The 21,219-nt window shown below is 69.5% G+C and carries 14 protein-coding genes, 1 tRNA gene and 1 rRNA gene; 3 read left to right on the top strand and 13 right to left on the bottom strand.

Annotated features, from left to right (window positions below; genetic code table 11):
• Window positions 1–258 precede the first annotated feature (258 nt).
• Both AB0E78_RS41435 and AB0E78_RS41430 read left to right on the top strand, forming a co-directional pair.
• Window positions 259–1,059 carry a DNA-formamidopyrimidine glycosylase family protein gene (locus AB0E78_RS41435; protein WP_361844759.1) on the top strand — a complete coding sequence of 267 codons (801 nt, stop codon included), beginning with the start codon at window positions 259–261 and terminating at the stop codon, window positions 1,057–1,059.
• 107 nt (window positions 1,060–1,166) lie between these two features.
• The gene (locus AB0E78_RS41430) at window positions 1,167–2,051 is read left to right on the top strand and encodes an SDR family NAD(P)-dependent oxidoreductase (protein ID WP_361844756.1); all 885 of its coding nucleotides are present in this window, start codon (window positions 1,167–1,169) and stop codon (window positions 2,049–2,051) included.
• On the opposite strand, the gene AB0E78_RS41425 is transcribed toward AB0E78_RS41430, so the two are convergent.
• From AB0E78_RS41425 to AB0E78_RS41380, 10 genes are all read right to left on the bottom strand, one after another.
• Window positions 1,999–2,448, bottom strand: coding sequence for a hypothetical protein (locus AB0E78_RS41425; RefSeq protein ID WP_361844753.1), 450 nt, complete (start codon window positions 2,446–2,448; stop codon window positions 1,999–2,001). The genes AB0E78_RS41430 and AB0E78_RS41425 overlap by 53 nt on opposite strands.
• A gap of 193 nt (window positions 2,449–2,641) precedes the next feature.
• Window positions 2,642–3,112 carry a DNA starvation/stationary phase protection protein gene (locus tag AB0E78_RS41420; protein WP_361844750.1) on the bottom strand — a complete coding sequence of 157 codons (471 nt, stop codon included), beginning with the start codon at window positions 3,110–3,112 and terminating at the stop codon, window positions 2,642–2,644.
• Window positions 3,113–3,372: 260 nt separating this feature from the next.
• Window positions 3,373–3,747: a helix-turn-helix transcriptional regulator gene (locus AB0E78_RS41415; RefSeq protein ID WP_160507571.1), complete on the bottom strand. Its 375-nt coding sequence runs from the start codon at window positions 3,745–3,747 to the stop codon at window positions 3,373–3,375.
• A gap of 109 nt (window positions 3,748–3,856) precedes the next feature.
• Entirely contained in the window at window positions 3,857–4,459 is a 603-nt protein-coding gene (locus AB0E78_RS41410; RefSeq protein WP_361844747.1) for a CinA family protein, read from the bottom strand.
• Window positions 4,459–5,202 (bottom strand): CDP-diacylglycerol--glycerol-3-phosphate 3-phosphatidyltransferase, encoded by a 744-nt coding sequence (pgsA, locus tag AB0E78_RS41405; protein ID WP_361844744.1) that lies wholly within the window; start codon window positions 5,200–5,202, stop codon window positions 4,459–4,461. The genes AB0E78_RS41410 and pgsA overlap by 1 nt, the downstream gene beginning before the upstream one ends.
• Window positions 5,199–6,692, bottom strand: a complete 1,494-nt coding sequence (gene rimO, locus AB0E78_RS41400) for a 30S ribosomal protein S12 methylthiotransferase RimO (protein WP_361844742.1) — start codon at window positions 6,690–6,692, stop codon at window positions 5,199–5,201. The genes pgsA and rimO overlap by 4 nt, the downstream gene beginning before the upstream one ends.
• A 68-nt stretch (window positions 6,693–6,760) precedes the next feature.
• Window positions 6,761–7,648, bottom strand: a complete 888-nt coding sequence (locus tag AB0E78_RS41395) for a RodZ domain-containing protein (RefSeq protein WP_361844739.1) — start codon at window positions 7,646–7,648, stop codon at window positions 6,761–6,763.
• Between the two features lie 188 nt (window positions 7,649–7,836).
• Complete coding sequence (locus tag AB0E78_RS41390; protein WP_361844737.1) at window positions 7,837–10,620, bottom strand: DNA translocase FtsK; 2,784 nt, start codon at window positions 10,618–10,620, stop codon at window positions 7,837–7,839.
• A 115-nt stretch (window positions 10,621–10,735) separates the two neighbouring features.
• Complete coding sequence (locus AB0E78_RS41385; RefSeq protein ID WP_160507566.1) at window positions 10,736–11,419, bottom strand: response regulator; 684 nt, start codon at window positions 11,417–11,419, stop codon at window positions 10,736–10,738.
• A 244-nt stretch (window positions 11,420–11,663) separates the two neighbouring features.
• On the bottom strand, window positions 11,664–17,177 hold the full coding sequence (locus AB0E78_RS41380) for a HAMP domain-containing protein (RefSeq protein WP_361844734.1): 5,514 nt from the start codon (window positions 17,175–17,177) through the stop codon (window positions 11,664–11,666).
• 273 nt (window positions 17,178–17,450) lie between these two features.
• Here AB0E78_RS41380 and AB0E78_RS41375 point away from each other — a divergent pair, with 273 nt between their 5' ends.
• A complete protein-coding gene (locus tag AB0E78_RS41375; protein ID WP_361844732.1) occupies window positions 17,451–20,114 on the top strand; it encodes a SpoIIE family protein phosphatase in 2,664 nt (887 codons plus the stop codon).
• Window positions 20,115–20,197: 83 nt separating this feature from the next.
• Here AB0E78_RS41375 and AB0E78_RS41370 read toward each other — a convergent pair.
• The 3 genes from AB0E78_RS41370 to rrf all read right to left on the bottom strand — a co-directional run.
• Window positions 20,198–20,270, bottom strand: a tRNA-Thr gene (locus tag AB0E78_RS41370).
• Between the two features lie 86 nt (window positions 20,271–20,356).
• Window positions 20,357–21,019 carry a DegT/DnrJ/EryC1/StrS family aminotransferase gene (locus AB0E78_RS41365; protein ID WP_361844730.1) on the bottom strand — a complete coding sequence of 221 codons (663 nt, stop codon included), beginning with the start codon at window positions 21,017–21,019 and terminating at the stop codon, window positions 20,357–20,359.
• 114 nt (window positions 21,020–21,133) lie between these two features.
• A 5S ribosomal RNA gene (rrf, locus tag AB0E78_RS41360) occupies window positions 21,134–21,219 on the bottom strand; the annotation flags it as partial.

The following is a 21,219-nucleotide window of genomic DNA, read 5'->3' as shown; positions in this document are numbered from 1 at the left end:
CTTGCGCGCGCGGGACCATCGCCTACTCACGCCAGGCGCACGCCTGCACACCGCGCACCTGCAGACCTGCAGGCCCGCGGGCCCGCAGACCCGCAGACGCAAGGCCGCGCCTGGGCGCCCAGCACGTTCCGTAACCACCACCCCGCCGTCCGCCGCACTACCCACAGCCCCGCCCCGACATCCAACACCCCACCCCGATCACCCCGCCGCGTGGCGACGCGCCCCCGCCCCCGCCCCCGACATGTCACCCTGGACCTCATGCCCGAAGGCGACACCGTCCACCAGGCAGCCCGGCGGCTGCACACCGCCCTCGCCGGGCACACCGTCACGCGCTCCGACCTCCGCGTCCCGAAGCTCGCGACCGTAGACCTCACCGGGCGCACCGTCCTGGACGTCACCCCGCGCGGAAAGCACCTCCTCACCCGCTTCGAGGGCGGGCTCACCCTCCACTCCCACCTCCGCATGGACGGTTCCTGGAAGGTGTACGCCCCCGGCGAGCGCTGGAGGGGCGGCCCCGGTCACCAGATCAGGGCGATCCTGGGCACCGCCGAGCGCACAGCCGTCGGCTACCGGCTCCCGGTGCTCGAACTCCTCCGCACCGCCGACGAGGACAAAGCCGTGGGCCACCTCGGACCCGACCTGCTGGGTCCCGACTGGGACCCCGAGCAGGCCCTCGCCAACCTCCTGGCGACCCCTGACCGCGCCCTCGGCGAAGCCCTGCTCGACCAGCGCAATCTCGCGGGTATCGGCAACGTCTACAAGAGCGAGCTCTGCTTCCTCCTGGGCGTCACCCCCTGGCTCACCATGGGCGAGCTTCCCGCCGAACAAGCATCCCGCCTCCCCGCCCTCTCCAAGAAGCTCCTGGAAGCGAACCGCGACCGCCCGGCGCGCACCACCACGGGCCGCGACCGCGCGGGCCAGCGCCTGTACGTCTACGGCCGCGCACCCCGGCCCTGCCTGCGCTGCGGCACCCCGATCCGCGTGGGAGAGCAGGGCGACGGCTCCCGCAGCCGCCCCACGTACTGGTGCCCCGCCTGTCAACAGGGCCCCACACCCTGACCCCGCGTCCCACCCGGCCCTTCGCCCCCCACCCTCCAGATCGCTCCCACGAACCCACACACACCCACCAGTTGACGCCCCGTCAGATCCAGCCGTACCGTCCCGTCATGCCCCTCACGGCGTACGACCTCAGCGGACGCACCGCATTCGTCACCGGCGCGGCCAGCGGCATCGGCCGGGCCTCGGCCGTACTCCTCGCGGAAGCGGGCGCCACCGTCCACTGCGCCGACCGCGACACCCAGGGACTCCACGAGACGGCCACGCTCATCAAGGCCGCGGGCGGCACCGCGCACACCCACGCCCTGGACGTGTCGGACCGGGCCCAGGTCGATCAGGCCGTCGCGACCGCCACCGTGACCTCCGGCCGCCTCGACGTCATGGCCGCCATCGCCGGGATCATGCACAGCAGCCCGGTCCTCGAGACCCGCGACGAGGACCTCGACCGGGTCCTGAACATCAACTTCAAGGGCGTTCTGTACGCCTGCCAGGCCGCGGCCCGCGCGATGATCGCGGCGAACGCCGACAAGGCGACCGGCACCGCTATCCGGACCGACGAGCCAGACGCCACTCACAGGACCGAGAGGGCCGAGAGGACCACGAGGATCGAGAGCCCCAACACCTCCCGCCGCCCCGGCAGCATCATCACCATGGCCTCGGGCGCAGTGGACACCGGCGGTCCGGGCCTCCTCTGCTACGGCGCCGCGAAAGCCGCAGTCGTCCAGCTCACGAAGACCCTCGCCACCGAGGTGGGCCCGCACGGTATCCGCGTCAACGCCGTCGCGCCGGGCTGGATCCGTACCCCCATGACCAACCGCCACGACACAGCCGCCCAGGCGCACACCGAGGGGCTCATGGTCCGCATGTCCCCCTTGGGCCGCGTGGGCGAACCGGAGGACATCGCCCACGCCGTCCTGCATCTGGCATCCGACGCGTCCGCCTTCACGACGGGCCAGATCCTCCGCCCGAACGGCGGCGTCGCCATGCCGTGGTGACAGCGCCGACGACGCTCCGGGCAGCACCCCCGGCCGTACGCCCCCCGGATCGCTCCCCGGACTCCGGCCCACCGTCCGGCCGCCGGTCACGCCCCGCGAACCGGGCGAACCCGGAGACCCGAGAAGCCCGGGCCCCCCGGGCAGCCCGTGACGCCTTGGCTTCACTCACCGCCCGGGACCACGGCACACAGTGCACCGGCAGCAGACTCAATCCCCACCCACCGGCCGCGACGGCCCCCTCCAGGACCCCCGCACCAGGCACGAGCGCCAGCCGCAGCACTCCCCACCACCAGAGCGCGCCGAGCGCCAGAGCCGGCGCCCACCGCACGACTCTCCATGCCACGGCCACCACCTCCACACGAGGCCAGACGCGCCAGGACCCACCGAGGGACCTCATGCCCCAGCACGTCACCGCACAAGACCCGCCCGACGCCCGGTCGACGCTAAACGCCCGGCTCAACCGACCGGGAGGGCGCACCACAGGGCACACGAGGCACGGCCACCGCCTTGCTCAATCACCCGGAACACCCAGCGCCCAACGGACAGCGCTCAACGAACAGCGAAGAGCGAACAGCGAACAGCGACAGAGCTCAGCCGTTCTCCGCCTGGAACATCCAGTGATGCTTCTCCAGATCGGCCGTGATCCCGATGAAGATGTCCTGGCTCACCGGATCCGCATCGCCGGTCGCCGCGACCCGCTTCCGCATCCGCGTGATCACCGCACCGAGGGCGTCCACGAGCGTCCCCACCGCGTCCGCGTCCTTGACCCAGCCGCCGGCTACCTCACCGATGCCGCTGCTCCGTGCCACGGTCGCCGCGCGGCCGTCGGGCGAGACGCCGAGCGTGGAAGCCCTCTCGGCCACCGTGTCGGAGTGCGTCCGCGCCGTGTCCACGACCTCGTCGAGCTGCAGATGGACGGAGCGGAAGCGCGTGCCCACCACGTTCCAGTGGATCTGCTTGGCCACCAGGGAAAGGTCGACCAGGTCCACCAGCGCACCCTGCAGGGCGTCCGAGACCGTCTTCAGATCCGCATCGGACAGAGGGCTCTTCACGACGTACATCCAGCCTCCAAAGATCATGGGATCGCGTGAGCAAAATCCCCACCAACCATGGCACAAGTGTGCCAATAGGGACATCCCGCAGGCATCTTAGAAGACGAACGAGCCACCTCAAAAGGCCGCCCCGAAGCCACCCCCGCTCCCCCACGAACCCCAGCCCCCAGCCCCCAGCACGCACGAAAGCCCCGACCGGTAACCCGGCCGGGGCTTCGACACATTCGGTACAACTGAGCGCTCAAACAGCGTGCACAGTCAACGCAGCATCACGCGGCGACGACGTCCACCGCCTCCGCAGGCGCCTTGATCGTCACCCGTTCCGGCGGCACACCGCTCACCGAGACGGAGTTGAGCATGGGGCGAACCGGTGCGCGCACCGGTTCCGTAGCCGCTGCCGACGCAGCCAGTTCGGCGAGGGAGAGCTCATCGCTCACCTCGCGCATGAGCTCGGACATCCGTACGTCAAGCGCGTCGCAGATCGCGGAAAGCAGCTCGGAGGATGCCTCCTTCTGCCCCCGCTCCACCTCGGAAAGATAGCCGAGCGAGACTCGGGCGGACGAGGAGACTTCGCGCAGAGTACGGCCCTGGCGCTGGCGCTGCCGACGCAGCACGTCACCCAGCAGGCGACGGAGCAGAATCATCGGTGGCTCCCTCCTCGGACCGCGTAGCCGCATCCTTCACGCCCCACCGTACCGCCTCGCGCGGCGGCCGTGCGGGGAGCGATGTCGTGTTCACTCAGGGCTGCAAACATCAAGTCCCCCCGTTCTGTTCCGTATCCTGTGCCCGCTCGTTCCCGGCACGTTCGCCGGACAGCCGCTCGACCAGCAGCGTGAGCACGCTCCGTACACTCTCCATACGAATGTCCGAACGCCCACCGTTCAACCTCAGAGCGGCTACTTTCCCCTCAGAGCGAAGAGCGGAATCCACTCCGCCGACCGTGGAGAGAGCCCCGCTCAGCGCGGAATCGGTGCCGCTCAGCTCGTAGACCGGCCCGTCGACCGCCACGAAAACGGTCCCGACCGCCTGCCCGTCCTGAGGATCGGGCCCCGCGACGCCCGTGGTCGCGATCCCCCAGTCCGCGCCCATGACCTTGCGCACACCCGCCGCCATCTGCAGCGCCACATCGGCGTCCACGGCACCGCGCTCGGCCAGCAGAGTGCCGTCGACCCCGAGCACGTCGTGCTTCAGTTCCGTCGCGTACGCCGTCACGGACCCCCGGAAGACCCGCGAGGCCCCCGGCACCGCCGTCAGCTCGGCGGCCACCAGGCCCCCGGTGAGCGACTCGGCCACGGCGAGCGTCTCGCCGCGTGCCTGAAGGAGCCGCAGCGCTTCCGCGGCCGGGCCGAGGGACATCACGAGGCCGACTCCCGAGTCCCTTCGCCGGAGGCGGCAGCAGCGGCGTCGGCTGCCTGAGCGACGGCCGCTGAGGCAGCCGACGCCGCACGCGCCTCCGCCAGACCCCGGCGCCGCAGCACGACGGCCTGCCGTACGTAGTCGAGACCGGTCACGACGGTCAGCACGACGGCGACCGCCATCACCCAGAACCGCAGCGTGGCGAGCGGCCCGGTCAGCGCGAGGACGTACATCCCGGCCGCCACGCCCTGCCAGAGCGTCTTCATCTTGCCGCCGCGACTGGCCGGAATCACTCCGAAGCGGATCACCCAGAAGCGAAGGAGCGTGATCGCGAGCTCACGCCCGAGGATCACACCCGTCACCCACCACGGCAGATCTCCGAGGTAGGAGAGACAGACCAGCGCCGCGCCCATGATCGCCTTGTCGGCGATCGGGTCGGCGATCTTCCCGAAGTCCGTGACCAGGTTGTACGTGCGTGCCAGGTGTCCGTCGAAGAGGTCCGTGATCATGGCGACGGCGAAGGCCGCCCAGGCCCACGCGCGCCACGCCGGGTCGTACCCGCCGTCGGCGAGCAGCAGCATCACGAAGCCGGGCACGAGCAGCAGCCGGATCACCGTCAACAAGTTGGCGACGTTCCACACGCTGGCCTGATTGACGGCCGCAGCGCCCAACTTCCCGCCGCGCACCGGCTTGGCGCCCTGCGCGCCGGAGCCGCCCGCCGCGGATGCCGGGACTCCGGTCATCTGCGTGCCTCCTCGGCCGGAATCCGGGGCGAGTCCCCCAGAATTTCGCTGTACTCAGCCACCAGGTCCACGCCTTCCGTGCCGACCACCTTTGCCACGACCATACGACCGACCTGCAGGCCGTCCCCACCCGTGGCGCCCGTGAAGCGGATCTGGCCGTCCGTCTCGGGCGCCTGGTGAGCCGCCCGGCCGATCGCGCCGTCCTCGTCGTCCACGGACTCCACGAGCACCTCGACGGTCTCACCGAGACGGTCGGCGGCGCGCTGGGAGGTCAGTTCCTCCGCGAGCCGCGAGATGCGCGCGAGCCGCTCGTCGACGACATCCTGGTCCAGCTTCTTGTCGTACGTCGCCGCTTCGGTGCCCTCCTCGTCGGAGTACCCGAAGACGCCGATGGCGTCCAGCCGCGCACCCGTGAGGAACCGCTCCAGCTCGGCCACGTCGGCCTCGGTCTCGCCGGGGAAGCCCACGATGAAGTTCGACCGCACGCCGGCCTGCGGGGCCTTCGTCCGAATGGTGTCCAGGAGCTCCAGGAACCGGTCGGTGTCCCCGAAGCGCCGCATGGCCCGCAGCACGCCGGGAGCGGAGTGCTGGAAGGACAGGTCGAAGTAGGGGGCGACCTTCTCCGTGGAGGTCAGTACGTCGATGAGCCCGGGGCGCATCTCGGCGGGCTGCAGGTAGCTGACGCGCACCCGCTCGATCCCGTCGACGGCGGCCAGCTCGGGAAGCAGCGTCTCCAGGAGCCGGATGTCGCCGAGGTCCTTGCCGTACGAGGTGTTGTTCTCGGAGACGAGCATGACCTCCTTGACGCCCTGCTCGGCCAGCCAGCGCGTCTCGCCCAGTACGTCCGAGGGGCGGCGCGAGATGAAGGACCCGCGGAAGGAGGGAATGGCGCAGAACGAGCAGCGCCGGTCGCAGCCGGAGGCCAGCTTCACCGAGGCGACCGGGTTGGTGCCCAGGCGCCGCCGCAGCGGGGCACGCGGACCCGAGGCGGGCGCGACGCCCTCCGGGAGGTCCATGGGCGCGTGGCCGGGCAGCGCGACGTCGGAACCGGCTTCCTGGCGCTCCGCGGGGCTGATCGGCAGCAGCTTGCGCCGGTCACGCGGGGTGTGAGCCTCGACACTGCCACCGCTGAGGATGGTCTGGAGGCGGGTGGAGATGTCGGAGTAGTCGTCGAAGCCGAGGACACCATCGGCTTCGGGGAGGGCGTCGGCGAGCTCCTTGCCGTAGCGCTCGGCCATGCAGCCGACCGCCACGACGGCCTGGGTCTTGCCATGCCCCTTGAGGTCATTGGCTTCCAGGAGGGCGTCGACGGAGTCCTTCTTGGCGGCTTCGACGAATCCACAGGTGTTGACTACGGCGACATCCGCGTCTTCGGCGGCCTCGACGAGCTGCCAGCCGTCCGCCTCCAAGCGGCCTGCGAGCTCCTCCGAGTCCACCTCGTTACGGGCGCAGCCAAGAGTGACAAGGGCGACGGTACGGCGTTCGGGCATGCTCTCAAGACTACTTCGTCCCTGCCCGGGCCCCCGCCGCGAGGGTCCCGGGCCGCTGCCGCAAGGGTTCAGCCGACCTCGGGGTCGCCCTTGGTGTAGGTGAGCCGCTCGACCTGGCCGGGCTCGAATTCGTTCTCGACCGTCTTGCCGTTCACGAAGAGCTTGATCGCGCCCGCGTCGCCGAGGACCAGGTCGATCTTCTGCTTGTCCTGGAAGGTCTTCGACTTGCCCTGCTCCAGGACGCCGTCGAAGAGCGTCCGGCCGTTGTGGTCCTTGGCCGAGATCCAGCTACGGCCGTCCGCGGCGTTGACCTTGACCGTGACCTTGTCCCGCGGGGCACCGGCGATCGCGCTGTCCGACGGGTCGGGCTTGGGGTCGGCGGGCTTGTTGGGCGCCGGCTTCGTGGCGGGCTTGCTGGTGGCGGGGGTGGCACCCTCGGCGACCTGCGACTTCGAGCCGTCTTCCTCGTCCCCGCCGCTGAACGCGGTGAATCCGACGAAGCCGATGACCGCGACGATCGCCGCGACCATGGCGGCGGTCCAGTTGGGACGGCGCGGATCGGACCTGATCCGCTCGGCCTCGAAGAGGGGCGCCGCCGGGGTGGGCGCGGGCGGGCGGCCGCCGTGCGCCTCGTCGTACTGGGCCAGCAGAAGGGCGGGGTCGAGCCCCACGGCGCGGGCGAGCGTCCGGATGTGTCCGCGGGCGTACACATCTCCGCCACATCGGGAGAAGTCGTCCTGTTCGATCGCGTGCACGATCGGGATGCGCACCCGGGTGGACGTACTGATTTCGTCGACGGTCAGGCCCGCGTCGACACGTGCCTGCTGCAGCGTGCGCCCGATCGAGGGCCGGTCGTCAGCCGGGCTCTCGACTGCGGGACGGCCGTCAAGGGGACGGTCGTCTGTAGGTCGGTGGTCTGAAGGGCGGTCGTCTTCAGGGGAGTTGCCGATGGACACGGGGGCGCCTTTCGAGCGTGTAGCCACCTGCCGGATGTTCAGTCTAGGGGGGTTCGTGAAGGGTGGGGCAACCGGGCGACGGACTTTGTACGCCATCGGAATGGCCCGACATCCTGATGGCGGGGCATGGGGCTGTCCCTCCCCTCAACTTGACGTATGCCGAAGGGAAACGGTTGCCTGCCGCTCCCTTATGGGTGAGCCTCCCCGCGGATCACTGCCAGCACGCCATCCAGCTCATCGGGTTTCACAAGAACGTCACGAGCCTTTGAGCCTTCGCTGGGCCCCACGATGCCGCGCGACTCCATGAGGTCCATGAGCCGTCCGGCCTTCGCGAAACCGACGCGCAGCTTGCGCTGGAGCATCGACGTGGACCCGAACTGAGTGGAAACCACCAGCTCAGCGGCCTGGCAGAGCAGATCGAGATCGTCGCCGATGTCCTCGTCGATCTCCTTCTTCGGCTTGCTGCCCACGGTGACGTCTTCCCGGAAGACGGGCGCCATCTGGTCCTTGCAGTGCTGGACCACCGCGTGGATCTCGTCCTCGGTGACAAAGGCGCCCTGCATTCGGGTGGGCTTGTTCGCGCCCATCGGCAGGAAGAGCCCGTCGCCCTTGCCGATCAGCTTCTCGGCACCCGGCTGGTCGAGGATGACGCGGCTGTCGGCGAGCGACGAGGTCGCGAAGGCGAGCCGCGAGGGCACATTCGCCTTGATCAGACCGGTCACGACGTCCACGGACGGCCGCTGCGTGGCGAGCACCAGGTGGATGCCCGCCGCGCGCGCGAGCTGCGTGATGCGCACGATCGAGTCCTCGACGTCGCGCGGGGCGACCATCATGAGGTCGGCGAGCTCGTCGACGATCACCAGCAGATACGGGTACGGGCTGAGCTCGCGCTCACTGCCCTCGGGCGTCTTGAGCTTGCCGTCACGGACGGCCTGGTTGAAGTCGTCGATGTGCCGGTAGCCGAACGCCGCCAGGTCGTCGTAGCGCAGGTCCATCTCGCGCACGACCCACTGGAGCGCCTCGGCGGCCCGCTTGGGGTTGGTGATGATGGGCGTGATCAGGTGCGGGATGCCCTCGTACGCGGTGAGCTCGACGCGCTTGGGGTCGACGAGGACCATGCGTACGTCCTCGGGGGTCGCCCGCATCATGATCGACGTGATCAGACAGTTGATGCACGAGGACTTGCCGGAGCCGGTGGCTCCGGCGACCAGGATGTGCGGCATCTTCGCCATGTTGGCCATGACGTAGCCGCCCTCGACGTCCTTGCCGAGCGCCACCAGCATCGGGTGATCGTCCTCGGCCGCGTCCGCCAGACGGAGCACATCGCCCACGTTGACCATCTCGCGGTCGGTGTTCGGGATCTCGATGCCGACGGCGGACTTGCCGGGGATGGGGCTGATGATGCGGACATCGGGGCTGGCGACCGCGTACGCGATGTTCTTGGCCAGAGCCGTGATCTTCTCGACCTTCACGGCCGGGCCGAGCTCGATCTCGTACCGCGTGACCGTCGGACCGCGCGTGAAACCGGTGACGTCCGCGTCGACCTTGAACTCCGTGAACACATTGCTGAGCGAGGCGACGACCGCGTCGTTGGCCGCGCTGCGGGTCTTGCCGGGGCCGCCGCGCTCCAGCAGGTCGAGCGAGGGCAGCGAGTACGTGATGTCCCCGGCGAGCTGCAGCTGCTCGGCGCGCGGCGGGAGGTCCCGCGCCTTCTCCGGGGCGGACTTCGTCAGGTCCGGCACTCCGGAGTCGTCGGACTCGCCGGGCTTCTTGCGCCGCACGCCGGGCGGCGGGCCGTCCTTGGCGCGCGCGGTGGGCACCGGCGCGGAGCTCTCGGCGGGCTGTTCGGACGTCTCCGGCTTCTCGGGCTTCTCGTGGCGCTCCCCGGAGACGCTCTGCGTGAGGTCGGCGACCAGCGGCGACGGCGGCATGCCGTGCAGGACGGCGCCGTCCAGGGCGGCGGCAGCGGCGGCCGCCACGTCCACCGCGTCCATCGGACGGTCCAGAGAGGGCTGGGAGGCCCTCCGGGGCCTGCGGCGGCGGGTGAACGCCTCCTCCTCCGCCTGGTCCGGGGCGTACGCCTCAGGGGCCTCTGCGCGCCTGCGTGCGCGGGCGGGCAGCGCCTCGCGCCACTGCTCCTCGTACCGCTCGTCGTCCCCGTAGTCGCCCTGCATGTCTTCGGGCTCCGCCTGGATGATGCCGAGCTTGATGCCGAGCAGCCGCAGCCGCTGCGGGATGGCGTTGACGGGCGTCGCCGTGACCACGAGCAGCCCGAAGACGGTCAGCAGGACGAGCAGCGGTACGGCGAGGACCTCGCCCATGGTGAAGATCAGCGGAGTGGACGTCGCCCAGCCGATAAGGCCGCCCGCGTCCCTTATGGCCGCCATGCCGTCCGCGCGGGCGGGCGAGCCGCAGGCGATGTGCACCTGGCCGAGGACACCGACCACGAGGGCGGACAGGCCGATCACGATGCGGCCGTTCGCCTCGGGCTTCTCGGGGTGCCGGATGAGGCGTACGCCGATGACCGCGAGCAGTATCGGAAGGAGCAGATCGAGGCGGCCGAAGGCACCGGTCACCAGCATTTCGACGAGATCGCCCACGGGACCGCGCAGATTCGACCACGTGCCCGCGGCGACGATCAGCGCGATACCGAGCAGCAGCAGCGCGAGGCCGTCCTTGCGGTGCGCCGGATCGAGTCCCTTGGCGCCCCGCCCTATGCCGCGGAACAGCGCGCCCACGCTGTGCGCGAGACCGAGCCAGAGGGCGCGCGCGAGGCGGTACACACCGCCCGTGGGACTGGGCGCCGGCTTGGGCACGGGCTTCTTCGCCACGGCTTTCTTGGCGGGCGCCTTCTTCGCCGGGGCCTTCTTGGCTGGCGGCTTCTTGGCGACGGCCTTCTTCGCCGGAGCCTTTGTGGGCGCGGCCGCCTTCTTCGCGGGCGTCTTCTTGGCTGCGGACGGACGTGAGGCCATGTGTCTGAGGTTACCGGTGGAGACCACCGCGGACACGTGTGCCTACTGCTTCACCCGTTTGTGTCGCCCTTGCGGGGGCGGTGAACTGACGGACGTTCACCGCCTCCGCGTGGGCTCAACTCTGCGAGGACACCGAAGGCGCACCGCTTCCGGTGCCCGGCTCCAGGGCGTCAAGAGCCCGCCGCAAGCCGGTGAGTTTGCGTTCGAGATGGGCAGCGGTGGCGACCGCGGCGGCATCCGCCGAGTCGTCGTCCAGCTGCTTCGAGAGCGCTTCCGCCTGTTCCTCGACCGCCGCGAGGCGCGCGGAGAGCTCGGCCAGCAGCCCTGCGGGCTCCTTGGCGTCACCCGCCGCGGACTTGCCGCCGCCTTCCAGCTGGAGACGCAGCAGGGCTGCCTGCTCCCGCAGTTGGCAGTTCTTCATGTACAGCTCGACGAACACCGAGACCTTCGCGCGCAGCACCCACGGATCGAACGGCTTGGAGATGTAGTCCACCGCACCGGCCGCGTACCCGCGGAACGTGTGATGCGGGCCGTGGTTGATGGCGGTGAGGAAGATGATCGGGATGTCCCGGGTCCGTTCTCGCCGCTTGATGTGCGCGGCGGTCTCGAAACCGTCCATGCCTGGCATCTGGACATCCAGCAGAATGACCGCGAAGTCGTCCGTGAGTAGTGCTTTGAGCGCTTCCTCCCCGGACGATGCCCGTACCAGGGTCTGATCGAGCGCAGAGAGGATGGCCTCCAGCGCCAGCAGATTCTCCGGCCGGTCATCGACCAGGAGGATCTTGGCCTTCTGCACCATGGCCCGCCCTCCTCGCCCCGGCGGTACACCGGGCGCCGCCCCAGGGGACGACTCCCTTACGCCGTCCGTCCTTGTGCCGGTCATCGTAGCCGCACCCCGCCTGTCGCCACACCCTGTCACCGCGATGTCACTGTGCACGTAGCAGAAACGCAGTGGGAGACCAGAAGGTTCCCCGAATACCGTGGTTCTACACGGCTTCGGCCACACTCTGTCAGCAACTCCGCGTAATGAAGCCTCTTCTCGGTCACTCCCCGCGCATCCACTGCTCCATCACCGAGAGCAGATGATCCGGGTCGACCGGCTTCGTAACGTAATCGGACGCCCCGGAGTCGATGGCCTTCTCCCGGTCACCCTTCATGGCCTTCGCGGTGAGCGCGATGATCGGGAGCCCGGCGAACTGCGGCATCCTGCGGATCGCCGTCGTCGTCGCGTACCCGTCCATCTCCGGCATCATGATGTCCATCAGGACGACCGTCACGTCGTCGTGCTGTTCCAGGACCTCGATGCCCTCGCGGCCGTTCTCCGCGTACAGCACCGAGAGCCCGTGCTGCTCCAGGACGCTGGTGAGCGCGAACACGTTACGGATGTCGTCGTCGACGATGAGCACCTTCTCGCCGCCGAACTGATAGCCGGGACGCGCCTCGGGCGCCTCCTGCCCCGCGGCCGGCCACTGCTCCTGCGAGCGCTGCTCCTGAGGCTCCGCGACGTCCTGCCCGGGCAGCACCGGCGGTTGCTCCGACGAGGCGTGCGCGGCACGGCGACGGCGCCGGAAGAGCGTGCCGGAATCCGGCATCGAGTCCGGCCGCGGCGGGGTGGCCGGCTCGCTGCGCGGAGGCTGCTCGGCCGTGGACGGGGCCTCCTCCAGGGCGGGCCGCGCGACCGTGCCCGGCAGGGGCGCCAGCTGCGTGTAGCCCTGCGGAGGCAGTTCGCTCGGGTGCAGCGGCAAATAGAGCGTGAACGTCGATCCGCGCCCCGGTTCGCTCGCCGCGTGGATCTCGCCGCCGAGGAGGCGTGCGATCTCCCGGCTGATGGACAGCCCGAGGCCCGTGCCGCCGTACTTGCGGCTCGTCGTGCCGTCGGCCTGCTTGAACGCCTCGAAGATGACCCGCATCTTGCTGCCCGCGATCCCGATGCCGGTGTCACTCACCGAGAAGGCGATCAGATCCGCGTCCGCGTCCCGCAGCGAACCCGCCTCCAGGAGCTGTTCGCGGATGGCGTTGGGCACATCGGCGTTCGCGTGCCGGATCACCAGCTCGACCGCTCCGGAGTCGGTGAACTTCACCGCGTTGGACAGGAGGTTGCGCAGCACCTGGAGCAGCCGCTGTTCGTCCGTGTGCAGCGTGGCGGGCAGCTCCGGGGACACCCGTACGGAGAAGTCGAGTCCCTTCTCCGCGGTCAGCGGCCGGAACGTGGCCTCTACGTAGTCCACCAGTTGCACCAGGGCGATGCGCGTCGGGGAGACGTCCATCTTGCCCGCCTCGACCTTGGAGAGGTCGAGGATGTCGTTGATCAGCTGCAGCAGGTCCGAGCCCGCGCCGTGGATCGTCTCGGCGAACTCGACCTGCTTGGGGGTGAGGTTCGCGTCGGCGTTGTCGGCGAGCAACTTGGCCAGGATCAGCAGGGAGTTGAGCGGCGTACGCAGCTCGTGCGACATGTTCGCGAGGAACTCGGACTTGTACCGCATGGAGACCGCGAGCTGTTCGGCGCGCTCCTCCAGGACCTGCCTGGCCTCTTCGATCTCGGTGTTCTTGACCTCGATGTCGCGGTTCTGCTGGGCGAGCAGCTCGGCCTTCTCCTCCAGCTCCGCGTTCGAGTCCTGCAGCGCCTTCTGCCGGTTCTCCAACTCGGCCGACCGCTCCCGCAGTTGCTCGGTGAGCTCCTGCGACTGCTTGAGCAGCACCTCGGTCTTCGTGTTGACGCTGATGGTGTTGACGCTCGTCGCGATCATCTCGGCGATCTGGCTGAGGAAGTCCTTCTGGATCTGCGTGAACGGCTGGAAAGCGGCCAGTTCGATCACGCCTAGGACGGTGTTCTCGAAGAGCACCGGAAGGACGATCACCTGCGCGGGCGGCGCCTCGCCGAGGCCGGAGGCGATCCGCAGATAGCCGGACGGCGCGTTCTCCACGAGGATCGTGCGCCGCTCCTGGGCCGCCGTGCCGATCAGCGTCTCACCGGGCCGGAAGGACGTCGGCATGGAGCCCATGGAGTAGCCGTAACTGCCCATCATGCGCAGCTCGTACGCGTCCCCGTGCTCGGCACCGGGCTCCGTGCCCTCGTCCGTGGGCAGCGCCAGGAAGAAGGCGCCGTGCTGCGCGGAGACCACCGGCGTCAGCTCGCTCATGATCAGCGAGGCGACGTCCGCCAGATCGCGGCGGCCCTGCATCAGACCGGAGATCCGGGCCAGGTTGCCCTTGAGCCAGTCCTGTTCCTTGTTGGCGAGGGTGGTGTCGCGGAGGTTGGCGATCATCGAGTTGATGTTGTCCTGCAGGACCTGGATCTCGCCCGCCGCGTCCACGTCGATCTTCAGGTTCAGGTCGCCGCGCGTCACCGCGGTGGCGACCTCGGCGATGGCACGCACCTGACGGGTCAGGTTCCCTGCCATCTCGTTCACCGATTCGGTGAGGTCGCGCCAGGTGCCGTCGACGTCCCGCACCCGCGCCTGACCGCCCAGCTGCCCTTCCGTGCCCACCTCGCGGGCCACGCGCGTGACCTGCTCGGCGAAGGACGACAGCTGGTCGACCATCGTGTTGATGGTGGTCTTCAGCTCCAGGATCTCGCCCCGGGCGTCGATGTCGATCTTCTTGGTCAGGTCGCCCTTGGCGATCGCGGTGGTGACCATCGCGATGTTGCGGACCTGGCCGGTGAGGTTGGAGGCCATGCCGTTCACGGACTCCGTCAGGTCCTTCCACGTGCCCGACACTCCGGGCACCCGGGCCTGACCGCCGAGGATGCCGTCCGTGCCCACCTCGCGGGCCACCCGGGTCACCTCGTCCGCGAACGAACTCAGCGTCTTCACCATCGTGTTGACGGTGTCGGCGAGCTGCGCGACCTCGCCGCGCGCCTCGACGGTGACCTTCTTGGTCAGGTCTCCGTTGGCGACCGCCGCCGCGACCTGGGAGATGTTGCGCACCTGGCCGGTCAGGTTGTTCGCCATCAGGTTGACGTTGTCGCTGAGGTCCTTCCAGGTGCCGGTGACGCCCGGGACCCGCGCCTGGCCGCCGAGGTTGCCCTCGGTGCCCACCTCGCGGGCCACCCTGTTGACCTGCTCGGCGAAGTTCGAGAGCTGGTCGACCATCGTGTTCACGGTGGTGACGAGCTCGAGGATCTCGCCCTTCGCGTCGACGGTGATCTTCTTGGAGAGGTCGCCCATGGCGACGGCCGTGGTGACCTCGGCGATGTTGCGGACCTGAAGGGTCAGGTTGTTCGCCATGCCGTTCACGGACTGCGTGAGGTCCTTCCAGGTGCCCGAGACGCCCTGCACCTCGGCCTGGCCGCCCAGGATGCCGTCGGTGCCCACCTCGCGGGCCACCCGGGTCACCTGCTCGGCGAAGGCGGACAGCTGGTCCACCATCGTGTTGAGGGTGTTCTTCAGCTCCAGGATCTCGCCACGCGCGTCCACGTCGATCTTCTGCGACAGGTCACCGCGCGCCACCGCGGTCGCGACCTGCGCGATGTTGCGCACCTGGGCGGTGAGGTTGCCGGCCATGCCGTTCACGGAGTCGGTCAGATCGCGCCACACACCGGCGACACCGGGCACCTGCGCCTGACCACCGAGGCGGCCTTCCGTGCCCACCTCGCGGGCCACCCTGGTCACCTGGTCGGCGAAGGCAGAGAGCTGGTCGACCATCGTGTTGATGGTGTTCTTCAGCTCCAGGATCTCGCCGCGCGCGTCCACGTCGATCTTCTGGGACAGGTCACCGCGGGCGACCGCCGTCGTGACCTGGGCGATCTGGCGTACCTGGGACGTCAGGTTCCCCGCCATGAAGTTGACGGAGTCGGTGAGTTCCTTCCAGGTGCCGCTGACGCCGTCCACGCGGGCCTGGCCGCCGAGACGGCCCTCCGTACCCACGTCCCGGGCCATCCGCGTCACCTGGTCGGCGAAGGACGACAGCTGGTCCACCATCGTGTTGACGGTGTTCTTCAACTGAAGCATCTCGCCGGACACGTCGACGGTGACCTTCTGCGACAGGTCGCCGTTCGCGACCGCCGTCGTCACCTGCGCGATGTTGCGGACCTGGCCCGTGAGGTTACGGAAGGCGGTGTTGACCGAGTCGGTGAGGTCCTTCCACGTGCCCGCCGCGCCCTGCACCTGCGCCTGGCCGCCGAGCTCACCCTCGACACCGATCTCGCGCGCCACACGCGTCACTTCGGCACCGAAGGCGGAGAGCTGATCCACCATCGTGTTCACGGTGTTCTTCAGCTCGAGCATCTCGCCCGCTACGTCGACCGTGACCTTCTGGGACAGATCACCATTGGCGACCGCCGTCGTCACCGTCGCGATGTCCCGCACCTGCGTGGTGAGGTTCCGGAAGACCGTGTTCACCGAGTCGGTGAGGTCCTTCCACGTCCCCGCCGCGCCCGGCACGTTCGCCTGACCGCCCAGCTGCCCCTCGGCACCGACCTCGTTCGCGACGCGGGTGACCTCGTCCGCGAACGTACGCAGCGTCTCGGTCATCTGGTTGATGGTCTCGGCGAGTTGAGCGACCTCGCCGCGCGCGCTCACCGTCACCTTCTGGGACAGATCGCCGTTCGCCACCGCCGTCGTGACCTGGGCGATCCCCCGCACCTGAGCGGTGAGGTTGCCGGCCATGAGGTTCACCGAATCGGTGAGGTCCTTCCACACGCCCGCCACACCGGGCACCTGCGCCTGCCCGCCGAGCTCACCCTCCGTACCGACCTCGCGCGCGACGCGCGTCACCTCGGAGGAGAACGACGAGAGCTGGTCCACCATCGTGTTGACGGTGTTCTTCAGCTCCAGCATCTCGCCGGCGACGTGGACCGTCACCTTCCGGGACAGGTCACCCTTGGCGACCGCCGTCGTGACGAGAGCAATGTCACGTACCTGCGCGGTGAGCCGGTACGCCATAGTGTTCACCGAATCCGTGAGATCTTTCCACGAACCGGACATTCCACGTACCCGCGCCTGACCGCCCAGCTTGCCCTCGGTACCCACCTCGCTGGCCACCCGGGTGACCTCGTCGGTGAACGTCGAGAGCTGGTCGACCAGGTTGTTGACCGTCCTGCCGACCTTCAGGAACTCCCCGCGCAGAGGATGACCGTTTCCCTCGTCCGCCTGCGCCCGCAGCTCCATCCGCTGCTCCAGGTCACCCTCGGCGACCGCGGACAGCACCCGCCCGACCTCGGAGACGGGGCGCACGAGATCGTCGACGAGCGCGTTCGACGCGTCGATCGCCGCCGCCCACGAGCCCTCACTGGCGCCGGTTTCCAGCCGTTCCGTGAGCTTTCCCTCACGTCCGACCATGCGCCGGACCCGGGAGATCTCACCGGTCAGATGCAGATTCCGGTCGGCCACCTCGTTGAAGACGGCCGCGATCTCGGACATAACGTCGTCACCGGAAACGGTCAGCCGCTTGCGGAAGTTTCCGTCCCGCATCGCCGCCAGCGCCGCGAGCAACCTGTTCAGGGCAGCCGTGTCCACGGACGTAGTCGCCCCGTTGCGCGGTTTGCGCTGTTTACTCTGGGACTGTCCGTCTTTCGCACGCGTTTTAGTGCCCCGCGTCGCTGCGCCAGACTCCACTGTGTCCCTCCCGCAAGGGTCGACCGTACTGCTCGGGTTACCTGGGCTCTCTCCAAGAAGCTTGCCCAGTGTTTCACCATGGCTGAACCAGGCCATAACAGTTCGGCAGCTTCGCACACCGTCCGCCCACCCTCCGGGCGGAAACACTGACGACCGGCATCAGCATGGACGGCGAAGGTAAGTAACCTGGCATCCGGCTGTCCAACCACCCCGGTCCTGCCCGGCCTGGGCGGTGGCACACGTACAAGCGGGCATCGGAGGGGCGGCCGCACCATGGTGGGAGATCTGGGCGTCGATACTCGTACGAGGAGTTCTGTGATCACCGCGCGCGCGGCTGCGACTTTCGACCCCGTCGGGCGTTCCGTCGCGACGGCCCGCTCCTTTGTCCGCGACACCCTCCAGGGCTGGGGGTTCACGGACATCGTCGACGACGCGGTCGTCCTCACCAGCGAGCTCGTCACGAACGCCGTGGTGCACGCCGGGACCGCCGCGGACGTCCTCTGCCTGCGCAGCGAGGACGCCGTACGCATCGAGGTCTCCGACCACTATCCGGAACGTGAGATCCCGCTCCAGCAGTCCGCGGCGAGCATGGGCAGCCCCGACCGCGAGGGAGGCCGCGGCCTCCAGCTGTGCGCGGCGCTCGCCACCCGCTGGGGCGTCGACTACTCCCCCACCCACAAACAGGTCTGGTTCCAACTAGACCTCCCCGACCGCTCGGTGGGCACCCGCGCGGCCGGTCCCGCCCTCCCCGCCGAACTGCTCCCGCTCACCGACGGCAGGGTCCGCGTCGCCGTCGTCCAGATCGACCGCGTGGGCGCGATCTCCGCGTGGAACGAAGACGCGGAAGAGCTCTTCGGGTACGTCGCCGAACAGGTCACCGGAAAACCGCTGACCGACTTCGCCGCCTGGCCGCACACCCCGGGCACCAGTACGGGCATCGTGGAAGCGCTCCAACTCTCCCGCTGGGAGGGCAGTTACGGCATCCGCGGCTCCGACGGCCGCGTGACCCCCGTCTACGCCTCGCACCTGCGCGTCCGCGACACCGACGGCGAACCCTCCACGGTCTGCCTGCTCGTCCGCGACGACGAGCGCGCCGTCCTGCAGACCCCGCTGCGCGGCCCCGCCCCCGAGCCCGGCGCCCTCACCGAGTCGCACACCGCCGACCCCTTCGAGGTCTTCATCGGCTCCCCCGCGCCGGACGACCTCGACGGTCTGCTCCAGCGCACGGTCGAGCGCGCCCGCGACATGCTCGACGGCGACGCCGCCTTCCTGCTCCTGGCCACGGACGACGAGACGGAGCTTGAGGTACGCGCCTCCACGGGCCTGCCCTCCGCCCGCCAGCGCTTCGCCCGCGTCCCCGTGGAGGCAGGACCCGGACGGTACGGCTCCGCCCGTATGCCGGCCGTCCACGAGGACCTCACGGTCGTCCCCGGCGCCGTCCCGCTCCTCAGCGGCACGGGCATGCGCTCCGTCGTCACGGTCCCGCTGAAGGTCGAGGGCCGCCTCACGGGCTCCCTGGGTGTCGCCGCCGAGGCCCCCGACCGGTACTCGAACGAAGAAGCCCTGCGCCTCCAGTTCGCCGCCGACCGCATCGCCCTCGCCGTCGAGTCCGCGCGCCTCGGTGAGCTGGAGCGCCTGCGCCGCGGCTCGCTCTCGTTCCTCGTCGAGGCCTCGGATCTCCTCGCCGGCACCCTGGACCGCGATCAGACCCTGGCGCTCATGGCCCAGATGACGGTCCCCACGCTCGCCACCTGGTGCGCGGTCTACACGATCGCCGACCAGTCCTCCGAGCCCTATCTCTCGTACGTCCTCCATGAGGACGAGGAGCGCATCGACGGCCTGAAGGCGCTCCTCTCCAAGATCGCCCCTCCCGACCCCGTGCCGACCCCGGGAGCCCGCATCTGGGCCGCTCCCTCGGAGGCCGCCCACCAGGCCGCCCTGCGCACCTCCATGCGCAGCCTCGGCCTCGGTGAGCCCATGAGCCTGGGCTCGGGCATCGGCACGACACTCTCCACGGCATCGGCGGTGGGCGGCGAGACGGTCGTCCTGCCCCTGGTCGCCCGTAACCGCGTCATCGGCATGCTCACGCTGGGCAAGCCATCCGACGAACACTTCCGCCAAGAGATCCTGGAATTGGCCGAAGATCTCTCCCGCCGGGCGGCCCTCGCCCTGGACAACGCCCGCCTGTACTCGGAGCGCATGGCCATCAGCCAGTCCCTCCAGCGCAGCCTGCTGCCGCCGGGGCTCCCGCAGATCCCGGGCGTCGAGGTCGAGGTCATCTACCGGGCGGCCGGCGAGGGCAATGAGGTCGGCGGCGACTTCTACGACCTCTTCCCCATCCGGGACGGCGCGTACGGCTTCGCGATCGGCGACGTCTGCGGCACGGGCCCGGAGGCCGCCGCGGTCACCGGCTTGGCCCGCCACGCCCTGCGCCTCCTGGCCCGCGAGGGCTTCGGCGGCCCCGCGGTCCTGGAACGCCTGAACGCCGCGATCCTCGACGAGGGCGCCCGCAGCCGCTTCCTGACCCTGCTCTACGGGGAGTTGTGGCCGCAGGAGGACGGCTCGGCCGTCCTGAAGATCGTCTGCGCCGGCCATCCGCTCCCGCTCCGCCTGCGCCAGGACGGCACGGTCGAGCCGTACGCGGAGCCCCAGCCGCTCCTCGGCGTCATGGAGGACCTGGAGCTCTACGAACAGACGATGACGCTCGACCCGGGCGACGTCCTGCTCTGCGTGACGGACGGAGTCACCGAGCGCCGCGAAGGCACCCGCATGCTCGGCGACGACGGCCTCGCGGACGTTCTCACCACGTGCACCGGCCTCACCGCGGGCGCGGTCGCGGCCCGCATCATGCGCGCGGTCGAACGCTTCGCCACGGATGCCCCGTCGGACGACATGGCGATCCTCGCCATGCGAGTTCCCGGCATCCAGAAGGACTAAGGGGGCGGGGGCCCGCCCCCTTCTCCCGGGAAACAAAAAAGTCCCCGCCCAACTGGGCGGGGACTTTCTCGACTTACTCTCTGAGCCCCCAAGCGGAATCGAACCGCTGACCTTCTCCTTACCATGGAGACGCTCTACCGACTGAGCTATAGGGGCCTGTTGCCCTTTCGCGGTTTCCCGCGTGGCAACGGAATAAAGCATACCCCGAACAGACGGCTGCTCAGAACCGCCTCCGGCACCGCTCAGAAGGCGGGTTGCAGCAGCCCGCCGAGAGCGTTGCACGCGGATACGACCCGCTGCAGTTCACGCCGTGACAGGGAAGCGCCGACAGGCAATGTCAGCGTCTCGTCCGCGGCACGCTCGGTCTCCGGGAGGCAGACGTCCCGCCAGAACTTCGGCGTGCGGTGCACGGGCGTCTTCACCGGCACGCGGCAGTCGACTCCCCTGGCCCGCACGGACCGTGCGAAGGCGTCGCGGTCGGGACGGCCGTTGCCGGGCACCCGCACGACGTACTGCTGGTAGCTGTGCCCCTCGACCCCGTCAGGGGTGACGACACCGCTCAACCGTCCGCTCAGATACATCGCCTGCGCCCGCCGCTGCGCGAGCTCGTCGAACGGGGCGTCCGACTCGCCCTGCTCCAGTACGAGGATGCCGTGCCGCTGCCCGACGTCCCGAAGCCGCCTGACGTCGGCCGGGTGCCCGAAGCGGTGCACGACGGCCACGGCAGCCGTACGGGAGGTGACGGCGGCGGTCACCGCATCAGGATCGAGGCAGTATGACGCCCGATCTATGTCCGCGAACACGGGCACGGCCCCGGCCAGGACCACGGCCTCGGCGATCTCGACGTTTCCGAACGCCGGCACGATGACCTCGTCACCGGCGCCGACTCCTGCGGCTCGCAACATGCCAACTGTCCCCATGCCTCAGATGCTGGCTGCGGAACGTGAACGGCAAGTGACGCAAAACAAAAAAGAGCTGGTCCCTGAACCGAAGTTCAGGGACCAGCTCTTTTAATAATAGTTCGGCGGCGTCCTACTCTCCCACAGGGTCCCCCCTGCAGTACCATCGGCGCTGTGAGGCTTAGCTTCCGGGTTCGGAATGTAAC

It is taken from the genome of Streptomyces sp. NPDC032198 (assembly GCF_040636975.1).
Classification (GTDB): Bacteria; Actinomycetota; Actinomycetes; order Streptomycetales; family Streptomycetaceae; genus Streptomyces.
Note: the sequence above shows the minus strand (reverse complement) of the source record. Positions and strands in the feature narration are given on the sequence as shown.